Origin of the sequence: Providencia xihuensis, assembly GCF_041953405.1 — a bacterium.
GTDB lineage: Bacteria > Pseudomonadota > Gammaproteobacteria > Enterobacterales > Enterobacteriaceae > Providencia > Providencia vermicola.
The window spans coordinates 3,248,162-3,263,858 of the sequence record NZ_CP169565.1 but is presented as its reverse complement, the minus strand read 5'-3'; the positions used below and the strand labels follow the sequence as shown (position 1 = coordinate 3,263,858).

The following is a 15,697-nucleotide window of genomic DNA, read 5'->3' as shown; positions in this document are numbered from 1 at the left end:
AATAATAGGGCAAGTGAGCTAATCTAAATCCCATTTCTTTAAATGATTCAGTTCTTTTTCCATTTCTTGGTAAATAAAAACGCGCTCATCATTTAGGTCTTCATCTTGCGAGGACGAATAGTGCTGCAACGCGAAAATAAGTAATCCTGCTGCAATCACTGAAATCAATAGACTGGAAAGGTGTTTCGACAACGGTGTAGATTGCGGTGCGAGAACAAAGGCTCCACTAATGACTGCCCCTAAAATAGCCCCGCCGATATGGGCTGCGTTATCAATGCCAGACTGCAAACCATTCACTAAAGTTAAAGCAATCATCCCAATGATATTATACAGCGGGCGTTTTAATTGGTTTTTTTCTTCGATGGACAAGTTGGGGTTATTCAGGGCTTTTAAAAGATAAATAACCGAAGCGGCAGCAAGCCCCATAATGGCACCTGACGCACCAATACTCACAGTGATATAAACCGTATTATCAGGTAAATATAAGCTGTTCCATGAATTCATTGATGCACGGCTGGTGGCTTCACGAATACTCTCGCTATATTGCCAATAAGCACTAAAAAAGGCTGCACCAATACCTGAAAATAGGTAGATAGCGAGGTATCTGAATTTGCCGTATGTCCGCTCACATTCAATCCCTATTACAAACAGAGCCAAGGTATTTAAGGCGAGGTGAAAGCCCCCTGAATGCAACACCATACTCATCGGGTAGCGCCACCAATCCCCCGTTAAGGAGAGTTGGTAAACATTTGCACCAAATATTAATAAGTTATTTTCTTGGGAATCAAGGGGCGCTGCATAGGTAAGCTGATAAAAATAAACGGTGATATTTATGGCGACTATCAACAAGGTGAGTGCCATGGCCCAAATGGAAAACTTCGGTTTATGGGGAGTGTGTGTCTCTAAAGGGTCAGCCATTTCAATATCCTATCTTCGCTTTGTATTGATATATTAAATAAGCTAAGCCATTAGCGCAATTTACCATTATCTGAACTCGGGTATTTTCTCTTTTTTCAGACAAATAAGAAAATAAAAAAAGGCACATAAAATATGCGCCTTTCAATTTAATAAACAACAAATTAGAACGAGGTACGTTTATAAGTACGGTATTCTGGTTTCCAGAAATTACGTTCAATGGCTTCATCTAAAGCGCTGTCAGAGGTGACGGTTGCTACACCTTGAATCTGCGCTTCTTTGGCAACTTGTTTGGCAATAACGCGCGAAACATCTTGGATATCCGATAGCAATGGTAATAAAGCACCTTCGCCATTTTTTGCCAGTGGTGAACAGCTTGCTAATGCGCGGCTCGCTGCCATCAACATACCATCAGTCACTCGTTTTGCGCCTGACGCGATAACCCCTAGGCCTATTCCTGGGAAAATATAGGAGTTATTGCACTGGGCAATTGGGAAAACTTGGTCTTTGTAAGACACTGGGCTAAACGGGCTGCCTGTTGCAACTAATGCTTTTCCGTCTGTCCAATTGATGATGTCTTCTGGGCGAGCTTCAACGCGTGAGGTTGGGTTAGACAATGGCATCACAATTGGGCGTTCACAGTGTTTATGCATCTCTTTGATGATTTCTTCAGTGAACAAGCCAGCTTGGCCAGAAACGCCAATCAAAATAGTTGGTTTGGCATTGCGAACCACATCCAGCAGCGAAATTGAATCACTGTCCACATCCCAACTGGCTAAATTAGCGCTATCTTGCGTTAATTTAGCTTGGAAATCGAGCAGGTTAGGGAGTTTATCCGTCAATAAACCAAAGCGGTCAACCATGTAAATGCGTGAGCGAGCTTCTTCGTCGCTTAACCCTTCGGATTTCATTTGGGCAATAATTTGCTCGGCGATACCACAACCAGCTGAGCCTGCACCCAAGAACGTCACACGTTGGTCACTTAATTTACTGCCTGCGGCATTGCTGGCGGCGATGAGGCTACCTAATGCTACGGACGCAGTCCCTTGAATATCATCGTTAAAGCAGCAAAGCTCATCACGGTAACGGGTTAATAACGGCATCGCATTTTTCTGTGCGAAGTCTTCAAATTGCAATAAAACATTTGGCCAACGGCGCTTAACTGCTTGCACAAACTCATCGAGGAATTCGTTATATTCGTCACCGGTAATACGTGGATGACGCCATCCCATATACAGCGGGTCATTCAAGCGTTGTGGGTTATTCGTTCCTACATCAATAACAATTGGTAAGGTATAAGCAGGGCTGATACCGCCACATGCGGTATACAGTGACAGCTTACCAATTGGAATGCCCATGCCGCCGATACCTTGGTCACCAAGGCCTAAAATACGCTCACCATCTGTGACAACGATGACTTTTACATTTTGTTTTGTGGCATTTTGCAGCATGTCGTCAATATGTGCGCGGTTTGGATAAGAAATAAATAACCCACGGGCACGACGATAGATATCAGAGAAATGTTCGCACGCTTCACCCACAGTTGGAGTGTAGATGATTGGCATCACTTCCGTTAAGTGGGCATCAATCAAGCGATAAAATAAGGTTTCGTTGGTATCTTGAATGTTTCTTAAGTAGATGTGTTTATCAATATCTGTTTTAAAATCAATTAATTGACGATAAGCACGCTCAACTTGCTCTTCGATAGTTTCAACTTGTTCAGGCAGTAAGCCATGCAGGTTGAAGTTCGCGCGCTCTTCTTCAGTGAACGCACTGCCTTTATTCAATAAAGGGAATTCAAGTAAAATTGGGCCAGCATAGGGGATATAGAGAGGGCGTTTTGTTTCGTATTCATGTTCCATGAAATATCACTCTTCGGACGATTAATCAACAAAGTCAGGGTAGATCCTAAGCTAAACAGGAAATATGTACAGTAAATAATGATGCAAAATCGTTAAAAATTTTATAGACATAATAAAGAATTTAGTTAAGGAATGAAACTAAAGCGTACTTTTAGGTTGTGATTACGACGGGTAGATCACGGTTAGCAACATAATGGTTTTAATCCATTTTTTAAATTTAAAGGTGTAAATACAGTTTTCTTTATTATTTCTTGAATTTGTTAATTGATGTTTATCTTTTGTCTAATAAATGATCTTTTAACTAAATAGCGGTAAAACTATATTTAAAAATATCATATATTGCTGCATGTTTTTTATTGATTTATTTTTATGTTAATTTTTATCAACATAAAAGGTGGTAAATATGAGGTTTTTATTTTTTACTTTAATTTTATTACTAACAGCATGTAATGGCGGTCAAACGCTAAAGGTAAATAATGAGGATGAAAAGAATATAACATATGGGGAATCTGAATATAAAAAGGTAAAATTACTCGCCGGGTTGAATTTTAGTTATATGTATATCGCAATGAGAATGCCTGAAAATATAACTAAATATAAGCATAACAAGTTAGCTCATGTTAGGGTTATAGCGGATTTTATAAAGCTAGATAAAAAGTGTTTTGATGAAGGAATTGATTATAAAAAAGCAATTGTTTTATATCATGAATCATTAGATAAAAGGAATGTGTCTCGTACTATTTGGTTTTTTGAACATATTTTAAATGTAATAGATGAAAACGAAAGAGATATAGTATGGAAAGCCTATCTTTATACAATAAATAAAGGTGGTAGAAAGGATGAATTAGCATTAATTATGAAAATATGGTACGCGATGTTAATAGAAGCGGCTAAGCCACCATCTGAAAAACAACAAAGAAGTATTGAATGGCTTTCTATTGCAAGACAAATTTCGACAATAAATAAGATGGAGAAACACATTAATAGTATGTGGACTAATAATCTTAAAACTAAATCTATAGGATTTAGAAATGAATAGAGCAAAAAATAATTATAACATTATTATTTTATTTATTACTTTACTGCTTTTTTCATTTCAAACTTTAGGTTTGGAACCAAAAAATAAAAAACAAAGTATATTTATAGAAATTATCCATGAATATATGTATGTCACTATGGATGAATATAAAAGACCTTTATCAAAGGAAAATATGAAGAAGTTCCACTATGAATCAGCATTGGCACATATAGAGTTTTTAAAAAATTGGTTTGATGTAAATAAGGATAAAAAAACTAGAAAAGGGGATATTAATTTCCATGAAGCTGTCATGATAAATAAAAAAGGGTTTAAGGCATCAGATTTACCTTATGATGCATGGTTCTTTGCTGATATTTACGATGTTCTTGATGATGCTGAACGAGATAAATTTTGGCAAGACATTCTTAATGCTATTTCCCACCCAGAAACAAATGCTGAGGTAAACGTATTTATTAAGCTTTGGTCAAAAATGAGGTTCGAGACAGATAGCCAATCTGTTGATAAAAAGAAGCCAAGCCAGCGGTGGTTAAATAGAATGAAAAAGATCCCCTTAGTTATTGAAATGGTAAAAACCATGGAAGCTGTTGAAGATTTATTCATTTATTCTCATCCGGAGCTTATTCAATAATTTTTAAAGTAATATTAAGGTTTAAATAGAATATGCGATTGAATATTTATTTAATATTTCCATTAATACTATTCTCGTGTGTAATTAATGCAAACAACAGACCTGGGTTTGTATGTGGGAAGTTTAATAATACAATAGTTGAGGTGCCGAGTGACTATGTGTATACCTTTGCAGAATATGAAGGCTATAGCTATTTTGACCCAAGATTTATTGAAAATAAAAAAGGGTGTGAAGCTAATTTTAGAATTCTGCCAATGAGGATGTCTTGGTCTGATTTGAAACCATCTAATGAGGTTAGTAATGATGTTAAAATTATAGAGGTTTATGTTGAACCATTAAAGGGAGACCCTGAAAAATATTTGAGTTATAGAAAACACGTGTATTTAGATATGGGCTACCTCAAAAGAAAGGGGGAGTTATATTATGATGAAGAGTTGGATCTTTATTTTACTGAAGTGACTGTAAAAATACGAAGAAGTATTGGTCATAAAGAAGATATGTATTTTAATAAAAAAGGATATTATTGGAAGGAAATTAATAATGAAGTGATTTTTTTAATTGAGTGTGAATGGTTAGCAATTGATGAGAAGTATCATAAGTGTTTTCAATATTTTTTGATTCCAGAAATAGGAACTAAGGTTAAATTTTATTTTGATGCTAAAGAATTATCTAATAGCAATATAATGAGGGAAAAAATACGATTTTTTTTACTCGATCATGTTAAAAATTAGGAGATGATATGAGAAATCAAGAAATTAGAGAGGGTGATTTAGAGTTAACTCGTAGTGATGTTTCTAATGCAATTAAAATTTTATTAGTAACCAAAGAACCAAAGTTGATGTATGAATATTTGGAAAGTAAAGGAGACCGATATGCTAAATTAGCTAATAGTGTGGTTAAAGGTGATTCTCTTTCAGGTGCTTTTGCGCTTAATTATTTAGATGAAGCTATTTTAGAGTATATTGGAGTGCAAGATGAGTTTATAATTGAGCGTATTCGCTATGATATGGCAATAGCCTATGCTCAAACCCTAAAAAATAGATTTGAAGATGGAAAGGATGTAATCTATGGTGATATAAATCACATAGAGGCTAAATTATTTCATAGTAGTGTATTTTCTTATTATAATCTTCCTTCTGATGCATGGACTTTAGAACCTGTATTTTTTGTGTTACCTAGAGAACAAAGAGAGAGTTATTGGCAGAGAGCTTTAAATTCTGTAGGTGATATAGAAAGTGAAACATTATTAAGTATAAATACTAAAGATATAATGTTTAGAGCATTATATGAAGGTCCAGCGCATATGCAGCCTAAAATACATAGTTGGATTAAACGGGTTATGGATATTGATAATGTAGTAGATGGTGTGGTGGTTACAACCAAGAAATCTTATCAAAATATTATATCTCATATAGAAGAAGATAATATGGATAGAATAAATACAATTATTTATAACACAGGAAACCCTTTAATTGATAAAGGAACAGAGCGTTTTTCATTTTGGGATTATCCTTCACAACATTTAGAACCATTTCAAGTACAAACAGATTGGCGTGGCCAAACGGAATTTACACATAAAAATCTATTGTCTGAATATTATTTAGAAAGACCTGACTATATATTACCAGAAACAGGCTTATTTGATTCACCATCAGTTAATTATCAGCCAAATGTTGCTCATTATGATCATATGATTGATGATTTAAGGGGAAATATGCCATCAATAAACAACAAATCAACATCTCCAATTAAGTATTCACATAATATGGTAGATAAATCGATATCGGAAAGCACTTATCCGAAAGCCGAACCGAATAGACAATTAGCACCACGTACAATAAACCTACTTGATGGATTAAAGTTTAAGGATAATGTAACACCAACAAATCATTATCTAGAACGTCCAAGTGTTATTCCTCCGGGAACTCCAGGATTTAAAGACTTCCCTACAGATACAATAAAAAATAATCATCATTTTGAAAATATGGTTGGTCAGCTAAGCGATAATATGTCATCAATGGATTCATTCGATGGTTTTTCTAATAACCATTTTTCAGACAGAACAGCATCAAATATACCATCTCGGTTTTCTGGCTATTCATCAAATTCATTTTTTAGTTAGTTACTAAATTAAAGTTTTATCAATTTATTAAAAATATATGAAACATAAAAAATGGTTATTGCCAATAACTAGTCTATTGACAATAACCATACATAGAGCATGAGAGAGAATTAATCCAAATAAGCTAATTCAATATTTTGGCAACCCAGTGCTTGTAATGTATTTTCGGTAACACACCAATGTTTGATAATCGCATCTTGCTTTTCAACAAATTTAGCTTGGTCGATGGCGTGAATATCTTTACCTGAGAGGTTAATCATAATTAACGCCGCTTGCAGTGGTGGCAAACTTGGGTTGAATGCGGCATTTTCTGCGTAGCGGCCTGTAAATAATGAACCATCTTTTAACTGTAACGCAATACCTGAATGGGATTGGCTATAAGGCGCATGAGATTGGTTTGCTGCCTCGATTGCAGCAGTTAATAACCTGTCACGGCTTTGGTTTTTATAACCATGGTCGACAGGGTCTAGCAGTAAAGTGGTAATATTGAGGTCAGAAGGCCCAAAAGAGTCGGGTAAATAGTGGTGCAGTACCGCAGGTGTGCGGCCAGGTAAATTCACCATAATTTTACCACCTTCGCGTAATTCATTCATAAACTGGCGGCAGTGGCCACATGGGGTGTAATTCACAGTGATCGACGTAATTTGCTTTTCGCCTTTCATCCATGAATGGGTGATCGCACATTGCTCCGCGTGGATCACTTGCCCCATCGAAACATGGCTAAATTCCATATTGGCGCCGAAATATAAATTACCGCTAGCGCCGCAAGCGATTGCACCAACATGGAAATGGGAGATTGGCGTAACGGCATAGGCCGCTGCAAAAGGGAGTAGTGAGAATGCTAATTCTGAGTCGCTAACACCGCTTTGCGCTTTAATGTGCTGCACTTGCTCAGCCGTTAGCATTCCAGGAAAATCGGATTTATCAATGATAGGTCTAAGTACAGACTGTAGCTTCTCTGGAAGCTCGGCCCAAGCGGCCTTAAATCTTGAATGCATGAGTTACCCTCCCTATTTAATTGTTTTCATTCTATTCAATAAAGTACATATTGATATGTGATTTAAATCACTAATTTAAATGAAACATATGAAACAAATTCTTTAATTGAGAGATATATCTCATGTTTTTAGTGTTCAATGATAAGTAAGAGAACATCGTTTTCTCTTACTCATCATACTTAACGGAGTGTTTAACTAATAAGATTAGCTAAAAAGATGCAAAATGACAGGAAATATAAATGGCGCACTTAACGAGGTGATCACCCCACAGGTCATCAATGCGAGCGAACTATAAGCCCCCTCAATGTAATTAACCTCAGCGCAACGTGCGGTGCCTAATGCGTGGGAAGCCGTTCCCATCGCAAGCCCACGAGACGCATGGGTGCGTACACGTAAAGCATCAAATAAACTGTGGCCAAACATGGCGCCTAAAATCCCCACAAACAACACACAAGCGGCACTAATTGCAGGGATCCCACCAATTGAATCGGCAACCGCCATCGCAATTGGCGTCGTAACAGATTTCGGTAATATTGAGGCGGCGATATCCGGCGTTGCCCCGAGCCAAAATGCAATTGCTGCGCCACTGAACATCGCGACGATGCTACCCGCAAAGCAGATACTAAACAAAGATTTCCATTGGGCACGAATTTGGTGCATTTGCTCATACAGGGGGAAAGCCAATGCCACAACGGCGGGTTGCAGTAAATCATTCAGGATTTTACTGCCCGCAAAATAATGCTCATAGGATGTATTGGTGATAACCAGTATGGCAATAAGCACCGCAATGGTTATTAATAATGGGTTTAATATCGGTAATTTAAATTTCACTGATAATTTGCGGGCAAGGTAAAACACCACAATTGTCAGCGGTAACGACCACCAAATGTGCGTTAACATTATTCATTCCCCTTAGTTTTATCATTATTAATCACCGAAGAAATTGGCTCTTCAGGAGGAAGGGGAACTTCATCAGGTTTAGCACCCACGACAGGGCGTTCTTTGTGGATATAGTTGGAACTGATAGCGACGACTATCATTACAATTAAGGTACTGACCACACAAGAAACCACAATCGGGAGCAGCTGTTGACTCAGTAAGTCATAGTAATTCATGATCCCCACACCGATAGGCACAAATAGAATGGTCATATTTTTCAATAAAATACTGCATCCAGGTTGTGCCCAATGTGCAGGGATAACTTGCAGCGCCAGCAGTGCAAATAAAATGAGCATACCGACAATACTGCCAGGGATAGCAAAAGGAAGTAGGGTAGAGATAAGGTTTCCGATAATCAGGCAGAGGTAAAGTATTGCGAAAGCGCGCAAATACTGCCATCCCGTTATCAGTACCTGTTTAAATGACATGAGATCCGTCCTGTAGCTTGATATCTATTCATCATACAATTAACTAGAGAGTTGTGCTATAGATCACAAGAAAATATCTTAACATTCTGCGATGGGAAACTGAAACACACAGACTGCTAATGTACTCACGAAGACAAGGTTTAAGCTAATATCTTTGAGGTATACTTTATTAAATATTTATTACGTATATCACAGTTATTATTTTTTATTTTAAAAGTAGTTGAACTATAGCGTTTAGCCGATAAATTAAATAATTAAAGAGTATTTAAAATGATTGAATAATTGAATAATAAATAAGGAAATAAATGGATTATATAGATCTCAGAAGTGATACATTAACTAAAATTTCACCCAATGATTTAATTAATATGGATTTTAGTAAGATAGGAGACGATTGCTACAATGAGGATGAATATGTTAAAGGGTTAGAATGTTTTGCCGCAACGTTATTTGGAAAAGAATCAGCATTATTTATGCCATCTGGAACAATGAGCAATCAAATAGGTCTTAGGGTACTAGCAAATCCTGGCGATGAGGTAATTACTGAAACAGGTTATCATATTTGTTATTTTGAATCTTCTCCAACATCTGCACTTAGCGGGATTGTTATTAATAATATTAAAACAAGTAGTGGGATATTAACGGTTAAAGATGTCATTGAAGCCATAAATAATAAATCAAGGTGGTCAAATTTATATGCAATTCCTAAGGTCATCTCGATAGAAAGTAGTATTGGAACCTATGGAGGATGTATATTTCCTATTGAAGAAATTAAGGCATTAAGAAAATTATGTGATGATAGAAGCATTTCATTATTCAATGGGGATTTTTAGAAAATAGAAAAATGAAAAATAAAATATTAGCGTCAAGGTTTTTGTCTGGTGTTTCATTTTATAGCTTTTTACCCTTCTACTCTCTTTACTTATTAAACTATAAAGAACTTACAAAAGAAGATATTGCAATTATATTATTTGTGTTCTTATTTGTAAGTAGAGGTTTTTCTTTACTTTCACACTATATTATTTTTTTGTTAGGCTATAAGATTACATTCATTATGAGTTATCTGCTAACATCATTAGCGATAGCTATGACCTACCTTTTAAGTGATGTTAGCTCATTTATTATTTTTTCTGCAATTATAGGTGCTGGGTTCTCAATTGCGAATATATGTACTAGTCTTTTTTTGGCTGAAAACTCTTTGCATTCAAATAGAATGAGAAATTTTTCTATTTTAAATGTCATCGTTAATATATCTTCAGCATTAGGTGGCGTTTTAGGCGAGTTTTTTTACAATAAGTCATATCCTGGTGTTATTTTATTTCCTGCTTTGATTATGCTTTTTTCAGCTATATATTCAATGGGAATAAAAGACAGTGCAATCTCTAATGAGAATAATAATAATACAATAAGAGTATCTGCAAGCTTTAGTGAGTGGTGTGTTTTTGTTTTGTATAGCGCTGTTTCTTTTTTCATGATAGGTGTGATACTAAGGAATCTTGCATATCACTATGAATTATACTCAAAGATGGAAATAAAATATATTTCAGTTTCATTACTTTTCGCTTTAAATGCAGGGATTATTATTACTCTACAAATGAAAGTGACAAACTTTTTAGCGAATAAAAATCTACTTCTTCAAAATATTATCTATAAAATAAGTTTATTATTAACAGTAAGTATTTTGTTTTTTTTGGATTTTAATTCGGCAACCAGTTTGTATTTATTAATTGGTCTATTTTCTTTGTGTGAGTTAGTTTGGAGTCCGTATAATAATAGCCTTTCTATTATCAAATGTCCGTTTGAGAATAAAAAAATGTCATTATCCTTATGTGTTTTTTTCTGGGGTGTTGCAGAATCATGTGGCGCGTATTTTGGCCTTATAGCAGGACTATATCAATTAAATTATGTATTGCCTTTTTTTATTATAATATTACTTATTTTTTTATTTGGGGTTGAGCATTTTTTAACTAAAAGGAATAAATATGAAAACGATAGTTTTTGTTGAATGTAATATATCAGGCACAGGAGTCAGTGCGTTAAAAATTGCCAAGCGTTTAGGTTATCATACAGTATTGTTTACTAAGGAATGTGCATTTTATCGAAAGATACCCGATAACCCAACATTGTATGTTGATGATATTATTGAGTTAAACACAGACTGCATGGTGTCTGTTTTACATAAAGCAATGCAATATAACACAGTTGGAGTTGTGGCATTTGATGACTATCGTTTAGTGACGGCGGCGGCAGTATCTCATGCCTTAGGCTTGCCATCCCCAAGTATTAAAGCTTTAGTTTCATGCCGATATAAAAATATATCGCGGGAAATACTTTCTAATAAAGAAGAAAACATTAAATTTAAAGTCTGCCAGATTGGAGAAAATATAGATTTTTCAGAGTTTACGTTTCCTTTAGTTGTCAAACCTTGTGATGATAGCGGTAGTAGTCAAGTCACGATTTGTTCTAATATTGAAGAGGCTAATATTGCTGTTACAGAGCTAATTAATTTTCGAATTAATAATCGAGGTTATAAATTATCATCGTATTATTTAATTGAAGAGTTTATTCAAGGTAGTGAATACAGCGCTGAAGTATATTGGAATATTGAATTAAATCAATGGGAAGTATTAGGTATAACCGAAAAAATAACTACGCAAGGGAAATACGCTGTAGAAATAGGGCATAATTTTCCTTGTAAATTGGAATTAAAAAATAAAATAGAGGAGACAATTATTGGCTGGTTAAACCGGCTTGGATTGTCACATACAGTTGCTCATGTTGAGTTTAAACTCGATAATAATAAAATCAGGTTAATTGAAGTAAATCCAAGAGTCGCGGGAGGGATGATTGATAATCTTTGTGAAAACGTAACAGGTTTTAGTTTAGTTGAATGTTACTTATCGTTGCATGTGAAGGGGATGTCATATATACCGCAATCTGTTGTTGAAAATCGATTTGCATCAATTCGTTTTATAACACCTACAAAATTAGGAACGATTAAAACGATTTCTACAGCACTTGTGTTATCACCATCATTACTATACAAATTTGTTTCGACCCCTATTGATGCTAAAGCTCTTAAAGATAGTTATAGCCGTCTTGGTTACATTGTAGTTTATGGAACTTGCGCTGAAGAGGTTATTACTTCGGTGGAGAGCAAATTACAGCAAATAAAAATTGAGTATATTGAGTAATATTTGGGGGTAGAAAACAACCCTAATGACTTAGTGTATAAGTATTAGGGTTGTTATAGCGTTTAATTAATAGATACTAATACAGATGTTACTTAACTTGCATACCTGGCTGTGCGCCGCTATCAGGGCTGAGCAGATAAATGTCTTTTCCACCAGGGCCTGCTGCCATGACCATACCTTCGGAAATACCAAAGCGCATTTTACGTGGAGCAAGGTTTGCGACCATCACCGTTAAACGGCCTTCTAATGCTTTCGGGTCTGGGTATGCAGAGCGAATGCCAGAGAACACTTGGCGCGTTTCACCACCAATATCTAACTGTAATTTCAGTAATTTGTCTGAACCCTCAACAAAGTCAGCCTGTTTGATTAGTGCAATTCGCAGGTCGATTTTTGCAAAATCATCAAAGGTGATCGTATCTTGAATTGGGTCATCCGCCAGTGGGCCAGTGACTTGCTGGATTGGCTTGATGCTCTCTTTTGATGCTTCAACCATTGCATCCACTTTTGTCATTTCAATACGGTTAAATAGCGCTTTGAAAGGTGCAACACTGTGACCAAGTAATGGAGTGTTAATCGCATCCCAAGATAACTCAGTATTTAAGAACGCTTCTGCACGTTTGGTCAGACCTGGTAAAACGGGTTTCAGGTAAGTCATCAATATACGGAACAGGTTAATCCCCATTGAGCAGATATCTTGCAGCTCTTGGTCTTTGCCTTCTTGTTTAGCAACTACCCAAGGGGCTTTTTCATCAACATAGCGGTTAGCAATATCCGCTAGTGCCATGATTTCGCGGATCGCTTTGTTGTATTCGCGATTGCTATAATCTTCACCAATGACTTTTGCCGCATCAACAAACTGTTGATATAACTCAGGCTCTGCTAAGTTTGCAGATAACTTGCCATCGAAGCGTTTAGCAATAAAGCCTGCGTTACGCGAAGCTAAGTTAACCACTTTGTTTACAATATCGCTATTGACGCGCTGAACGAAATCTTCAAGGTTTAAATCAATATCATCGATACGAGAAGACAGTTTTGCCGCGTAGTAATAACGTAAGCAGTCCGCGTCTAAATGGTCTAAATATGAACGCGCAGTGATAAAAGTACCACGCGATTTAGACATTTTCGCGCCATTAACCGTGACATAACCATGGACAAATAGGTTAGTTGGTTTACGGAATTGGCTGCCTTCTAACATCGCAGGCCAGAACAGGCTGTGAAAATAGACGATATCTTTACCGATAAAGTGGTAAAGATCTGTTTTCGAGTCTTTATTCCAGAATTCATCGAAACTCAGGTCACCGCGTTTGTCGCACAGGTTTTTAAATGAACCCATGTAACCAATTGGTGCATCTAACCAGACATAGAAATATTTACCTGGCGCATCTGGGATTTCAAAGCCGAAATACGGTGCATCGCGGGTAATATCCCACTGTTGCAGACCTGATTCGAACCATTCTTGCATTTTGTTCGCGACTTGTTCTTGCAGCGCACCCGAGCGAGTCCATGCTTGCAGCATGTCGCTAAATGCAGGTAAATCAAAGAAAAAGTGTTCTGAATCACGCATTACAGGTGTTGCACCAGAGATAACAGAACGCGGGTTGATTAATTCTGTTGGGCTGTAGGTTGCGCTACACACTTCACAGTTATCACCGTATTGGTCTTCTGCTTTACATTTCGGGCAAGTACCTTTAACGAAGCGGTCTGGTAAGAACATGCCTTTTTCTGGGTCGAAAAGCTGAGAAATAGTGCGGTTTTTAATAAAACCGTTATTTTTCAGTTTCCCATAAATCAGTTCTGATAATGCTTTATTTTCTTCACTGTGTGTCGAGTGATAGTTATCATAGCTAATGGAAAAACCTGCAAAATCGTTCTGATGTTCTTGGCTCACTTCAGCAATCATGGCTTCAGGCGTGACACCTAGCTGTTGTGCTTTAAGCATGATTGGGGTTCCGTGCGCATCGTCAGCACAGATAAAATGAACCTCTTTGCCGCGCATTCGCTGATAACGGACCCAAATATCAGCCTGAATGTGCTCCAGGATATGACCAAGATGGATTGAACCGTTAGCATAGGGTAACGCACAGGTTACCAGTAATTTATTCGCGACTTGAGACATAGTAACTTTCTTACTTCCATTATTTGAAAAGGGTCTTTGATGTTAACCGATCAAAACCATCGCTGCTAGGGATATAAAAGATTAATTGGAAATTTGTTGGAAAAAGAAATTTTCGCCTCTTCTTGGCTTTTCCTGCGCTTGGCAATCACTATTTTTTATGTTCTCTGTTATGATTAACCTCAGTCAAAGTATATCCGTCTAATCTCAGGTAGCTTATCGAGTTATATAGGATATCTATAAGTTCAAAAATATAAATAAAGGAGCCGGGATGAACGATAAATCCCCCGAGCAGAACAAACCAGAACTGCTGACTGAACAAGTCTCCAAAGTTTTGGCTTCATTTACACACCCAACGCTGCAACGTAATCTGATTTCCATCAAAGCGTTACATCATTGTGCAATGTTGGACAATGTGCTGCACGTCGAATTAGTCATGCCATTTGTTTGGAAAGGGCCTTTCCAAACGCTGATTAGCGAAAAAACGGCAGAACTGAAGCAGTTAACTGGCGCTCATGCGGTTGAGTGGAAACTGCGTCACGATGTGACGACGCTAAAACGCGCTAACGATTTGCCTGGTATCAAGGGTGTGCGCAATATTCTGGCGGTGAGCTCAGGTAAAGGCGGTGTGGGTAAATCCAGTACTTCTGTCAACCTCGCGCTAGCACTGGCGCAAGAAGGGGCAAAAGTTGGTATCCTTGATGCGGACATTTATGGTCCGTCAATTCCAAATATGCTAGGCACAACACTAGAGCGCCCAACGTCTCCTGATGGCCAGCACATGGCGCCGATTATGGCGTATGGCTTAGCGACTAACTCCATCGGTTATTTAGTCACTGACGATAACGCAATGGTATGGCGTGGCCCAATGGCAAGTAAGGCGTTAATGCAAATGCTGCAAGACACCTTATGGCCTGATTTAGACTATTTAGTGATCGATATGCCACCAGGAACAGGGGATATCCAATTAACTCTGTCACAAAACATCCCTGTAACAGGCGCGGTTGTGGTGACAACGCCACAAGATATCGCACTGGTTGATGCCATGAAAGGTATCGTGATGTTTAAGAAAGTGAATGTGCCAGTGTTAGGCGTAGTAGAAAATATGAGCGCACATATTTGCAGTAACTGTGGCCATGTTGAGCCAATTTTTGGTACTGGTGGTGCAGAAAAACTGGCTGAAAAATACAACACGAAACTGTTAGGCCAAGTTCCGCTGCATATTTCTTTGCGTGAAGATCTCGATCGTGGTCAACCAACTGTTATGCGTGATCCTGAAGGTGAGTTTGCGGATATCTACCGTGAAATTGCATCGGGCATTTCAGCATTAATGTATTGGGAAGGGGATAAAATCCCAACGGAAATTTCATTCCGCGCGGTGTAGTTCACCATAATCTATTAGGGGCTATTTAGTGTTTAACATTAAATAGCCTTTTTTTATTTGTATTGCTTTCCTATC

The 15,697-nt window shown here is 37.2% G+C and carries 14 protein-coding genes; 8 read left to right on the top strand and 6 right to left on the bottom strand.

The annotated features are described in order from the left end of the window. Positions 1-18 precede the first annotated feature (18 nt). Entirely contained in the window at positions 19-918 is a 900-nt protein-coding gene (locus ACE2AL_RS14655; protein WP_272680627.1) for a rhomboid family intramembrane serine protease, read from the bottom strand. 161 nt (positions 919-1,079) lie between these two features. Further along, positions 1,080-2,777, bottom strand: coding sequence for an NAD-dependent malic enzyme (locus ACE2AL_RS14650; protein ID WP_206085380.1), 1,698 nt, complete (start codon positions 2,775-2,777; stop codon positions 1,080-1,082). Between the two features lie 403 nt (positions 2,778-3,180). On the opposite strand from ACE2AL_RS14650, the gene ACE2AL_RS14645 reads away from it, so the two are divergent. From ACE2AL_RS14645 to ACE2AL_RS14630, 4 genes are read left to right on the top strand one after another with little or no spacing between them, the layout of a single operon-like run. Continuing rightward, positions 3,181-3,816: a hypothetical protein gene (locus ACE2AL_RS14645; protein WP_272680628.1), complete on the top strand. Its 636-nt coding sequence runs from the start codon at positions 3,181-3,183 to the stop codon at positions 3,814-3,816. Further along, positions 3,809-4,444: a hypothetical protein gene (locus ACE2AL_RS14640; RefSeq protein ID WP_272538809.1), complete on the top strand. Its 636-nt coding sequence runs from the start codon at positions 3,809-3,811 to the stop codon at positions 4,442-4,444. Before ACE2AL_RS14645 ends, ACE2AL_RS14640 begins: the two co-directional genes overlap by 8 nt. A gap of 32 nt (positions 4,445-4,476) precedes the next feature. After that, positions 4,477-5,175 (top strand): hypothetical protein, encoded by a 699-nt coding sequence (locus ACE2AL_RS14635; protein ID WP_375083640.1) that lies wholly within the window; start codon positions 4,477-4,479, stop codon positions 5,173-5,175. An 8-nt stretch (positions 5,176-5,183) separates the two neighbouring features. Continuing rightward, positions 5,184-6,566: a serine protease gene (locus ACE2AL_RS14630; RefSeq protein ID WP_375083639.1), complete on the top strand. Its 1,383-nt coding sequence runs from the start codon at positions 5,184-5,186 to the stop codon at positions 6,564-6,566. A 110-nt stretch (positions 6,567-6,676) separates the two neighbouring features. Here the strand turns inward: ACE2AL_RS14630 and cdd are convergent, their stop codons facing one another. The 3 genes from cdd to ACE2AL_RS14615 form a co-directional block, all read right to left on the bottom strand. After that, positions 6,677-7,564 carry a cytidine deaminase gene (cdd, locus tag ACE2AL_RS14625; protein WP_272538806.1) on the bottom strand — a complete coding sequence of 296 codons (888 nt, stop codon included), beginning with the start codon at positions 7,562-7,564 and terminating at the stop codon, positions 6,677-6,679. A 204-nt stretch (positions 7,565-7,768) separates the two neighbouring features. Then, the gene (locus tag ACE2AL_RS14620; protein ID WP_206085389.1) at positions 7,769-8,464 is read right to left on the bottom strand and encodes a CidB/LrgB family autolysis modulator; all 696 of its coding nucleotides are present in this window, start codon (positions 8,462-8,464) and stop codon (positions 7,769-7,771) included. Next, positions 8,464-8,931 carry a CidA/LrgA family protein gene (locus ACE2AL_RS14615; RefSeq protein ID WP_272538805.1) on the bottom strand — a complete coding sequence of 156 codons (468 nt, stop codon included), beginning with the start codon at positions 8,929-8,931 and terminating at the stop codon, positions 8,464-8,466. Before ACE2AL_RS14615 ends, ACE2AL_RS14620 begins: the two co-directional genes overlap by 1 nt. A 305-nt stretch (positions 8,932-9,236) precedes the next feature. Between ACE2AL_RS14615 and ACE2AL_RS14610 the strand changes: the two genes are divergently transcribed. From ACE2AL_RS14610 to ACE2AL_RS14600, 3 genes are read left to right on the top strand one after another with little or no spacing between them, the layout of a single operon-like run. Then, positions 9,237-9,764 carry a threonine aldolase family protein gene (locus tag ACE2AL_RS14610; protein ID WP_375083638.1) on the top strand — a complete coding sequence of 176 codons (528 nt, stop codon included), beginning with the start codon at positions 9,237-9,239 and terminating at the stop codon, positions 9,762-9,764. Positions 9,765-9,775: 11 nt separating this feature from the next. Next, complete coding sequence (locus ACE2AL_RS14605) at positions 9,776-10,936, top strand: MFS transporter (RefSeq protein WP_375083637.1); 1,161 nt, start codon at positions 9,776-9,778, stop codon at positions 10,934-10,936. After that, on the top strand, positions 10,914-12,125 hold the full coding sequence (locus ACE2AL_RS14600; RefSeq protein WP_272538801.1) for an ATP-grasp domain-containing protein: 1,212 nt from the start codon (positions 10,914-10,916) through the stop codon (positions 12,123-12,125). The genes ACE2AL_RS14605 and ACE2AL_RS14600 overlap by 23 nt, the downstream gene beginning before the upstream one ends. 88 nt (positions 12,126-12,213) lie before the next feature. On the opposite strand, the gene metG is transcribed toward ACE2AL_RS14600, so the two are convergent. Then, entirely contained in the window at positions 12,214-14,241 is a 2,028-nt protein-coding gene (gene metG / locus ACE2AL_RS14595; protein ID WP_272538800.1) for a methionine--tRNA ligase, read from the bottom strand. Positions 14,242-14,509: 268 nt separating this feature from the next. Here metG and apbC point away from each other — a divergent pair, with 268 nt between their 5' ends. After that, positions 14,510-15,622, top strand: coding sequence for an iron-sulfur cluster carrier protein ApbC (apbC, locus tag ACE2AL_RS14590; RefSeq protein WP_206085392.1), 1,113 nt, complete (start codon positions 14,510-14,512; stop codon positions 15,620-15,622). The last annotated feature ends 75 nt before the right edge of the window (positions 15,623-15,697 follow it).

What these genes read in the sequence shown, in the direction of transcription:
- ACE2AL_RS14655 (WP_272680627.1), bottom strand. Translation starts at nt 918, where the DNA reads ATGGCTGACCCTTTAGAGACACACACTCCCCATAAACCGAAGTTTTCC.
- ACE2AL_RS14650 (WP_206085380.1), bottom strand. Translation starts at nt 2,777, where the DNA reads ATGGAACATGAATACGAAACAAAACGCCCTCTCTATATCCCCTATGCT.
- ACE2AL_RS14645 (WP_272680628.1), top strand. Translation starts at nt 3,181, where the DNA reads ATGAGGTTTTTATTTTTTACTTTAATTTTATTACTAACAGCATGTAAT.
- ACE2AL_RS14640 (WP_272538809.1), top strand. Translation starts at nt 3,809, where the DNA reads ATGAATAGAGCAAAAAATAATTATAACATTATTATTTTATTTATTACT.
- ACE2AL_RS14635 (WP_375083640.1), top strand. Translation starts at nt 4,477, where the DNA reads ATGCGATTGAATATTTATTTAATATTTCCATTAATACTATTCTCGTGT.
- ACE2AL_RS14630 (WP_375083639.1), top strand. Translation starts at nt 5,184, where the DNA reads ATGAGAAATCAAGAAATTAGAGAGGGTGATTTAGAGTTAACTCGTAGT.
- cdd (WP_272538806.1), bottom strand. Translation starts at nt 7,564, where the DNA reads ATGCATTCAAGATTTAAGGCCGCTTGGGCCGAGCTTCCAGAGAAGCTA.
- ACE2AL_RS14620 (WP_206085389.1), bottom strand. Translation starts at nt 8,464, where the DNA reads ATGTTAACGCACATTTGGTGGTCGTTACCGCTGACAATTGTGGTGTTT.
- ACE2AL_RS14615 (WP_272538805.1), bottom strand. Translation starts at nt 8,931, where the DNA reads ATGTCATTTAAACAGGTACTGATAACGGGATGGCAGTATTTGCGCGCT.
- ACE2AL_RS14610 (WP_375083638.1), top strand. Translation starts at nt 9,237, where the DNA reads ATGGATTATATAGATCTCAGAAGTGATACATTAACTAAAATTTCACCC.
- ACE2AL_RS14605 (WP_375083637.1), top strand. Translation starts at nt 9,776, where the DNA reads ATGAAAAATAAAATATTAGCGTCAAGGTTTTTGTCTGGTGTTTCATTT.
- ACE2AL_RS14600 (WP_272538801.1), top strand. Translation starts at nt 10,914, where the DNA reads ATGAAAACGATAGTTTTTGTTGAATGTAATATATCAGGCACAGGAGTC.
- metG (WP_272538800.1), bottom strand. Translation starts at nt 14,241, where the DNA reads ATGTCTCAAGTCGCGAATAAATTACTGGTAACCTGTGCGTTACCCTAT.
- apbC (WP_206085392.1), top strand. Translation starts at nt 14,510, where the DNA reads ATGAACGATAAATCCCCCGAGCAGAACAAACCAGAACTGCTGACTGAA.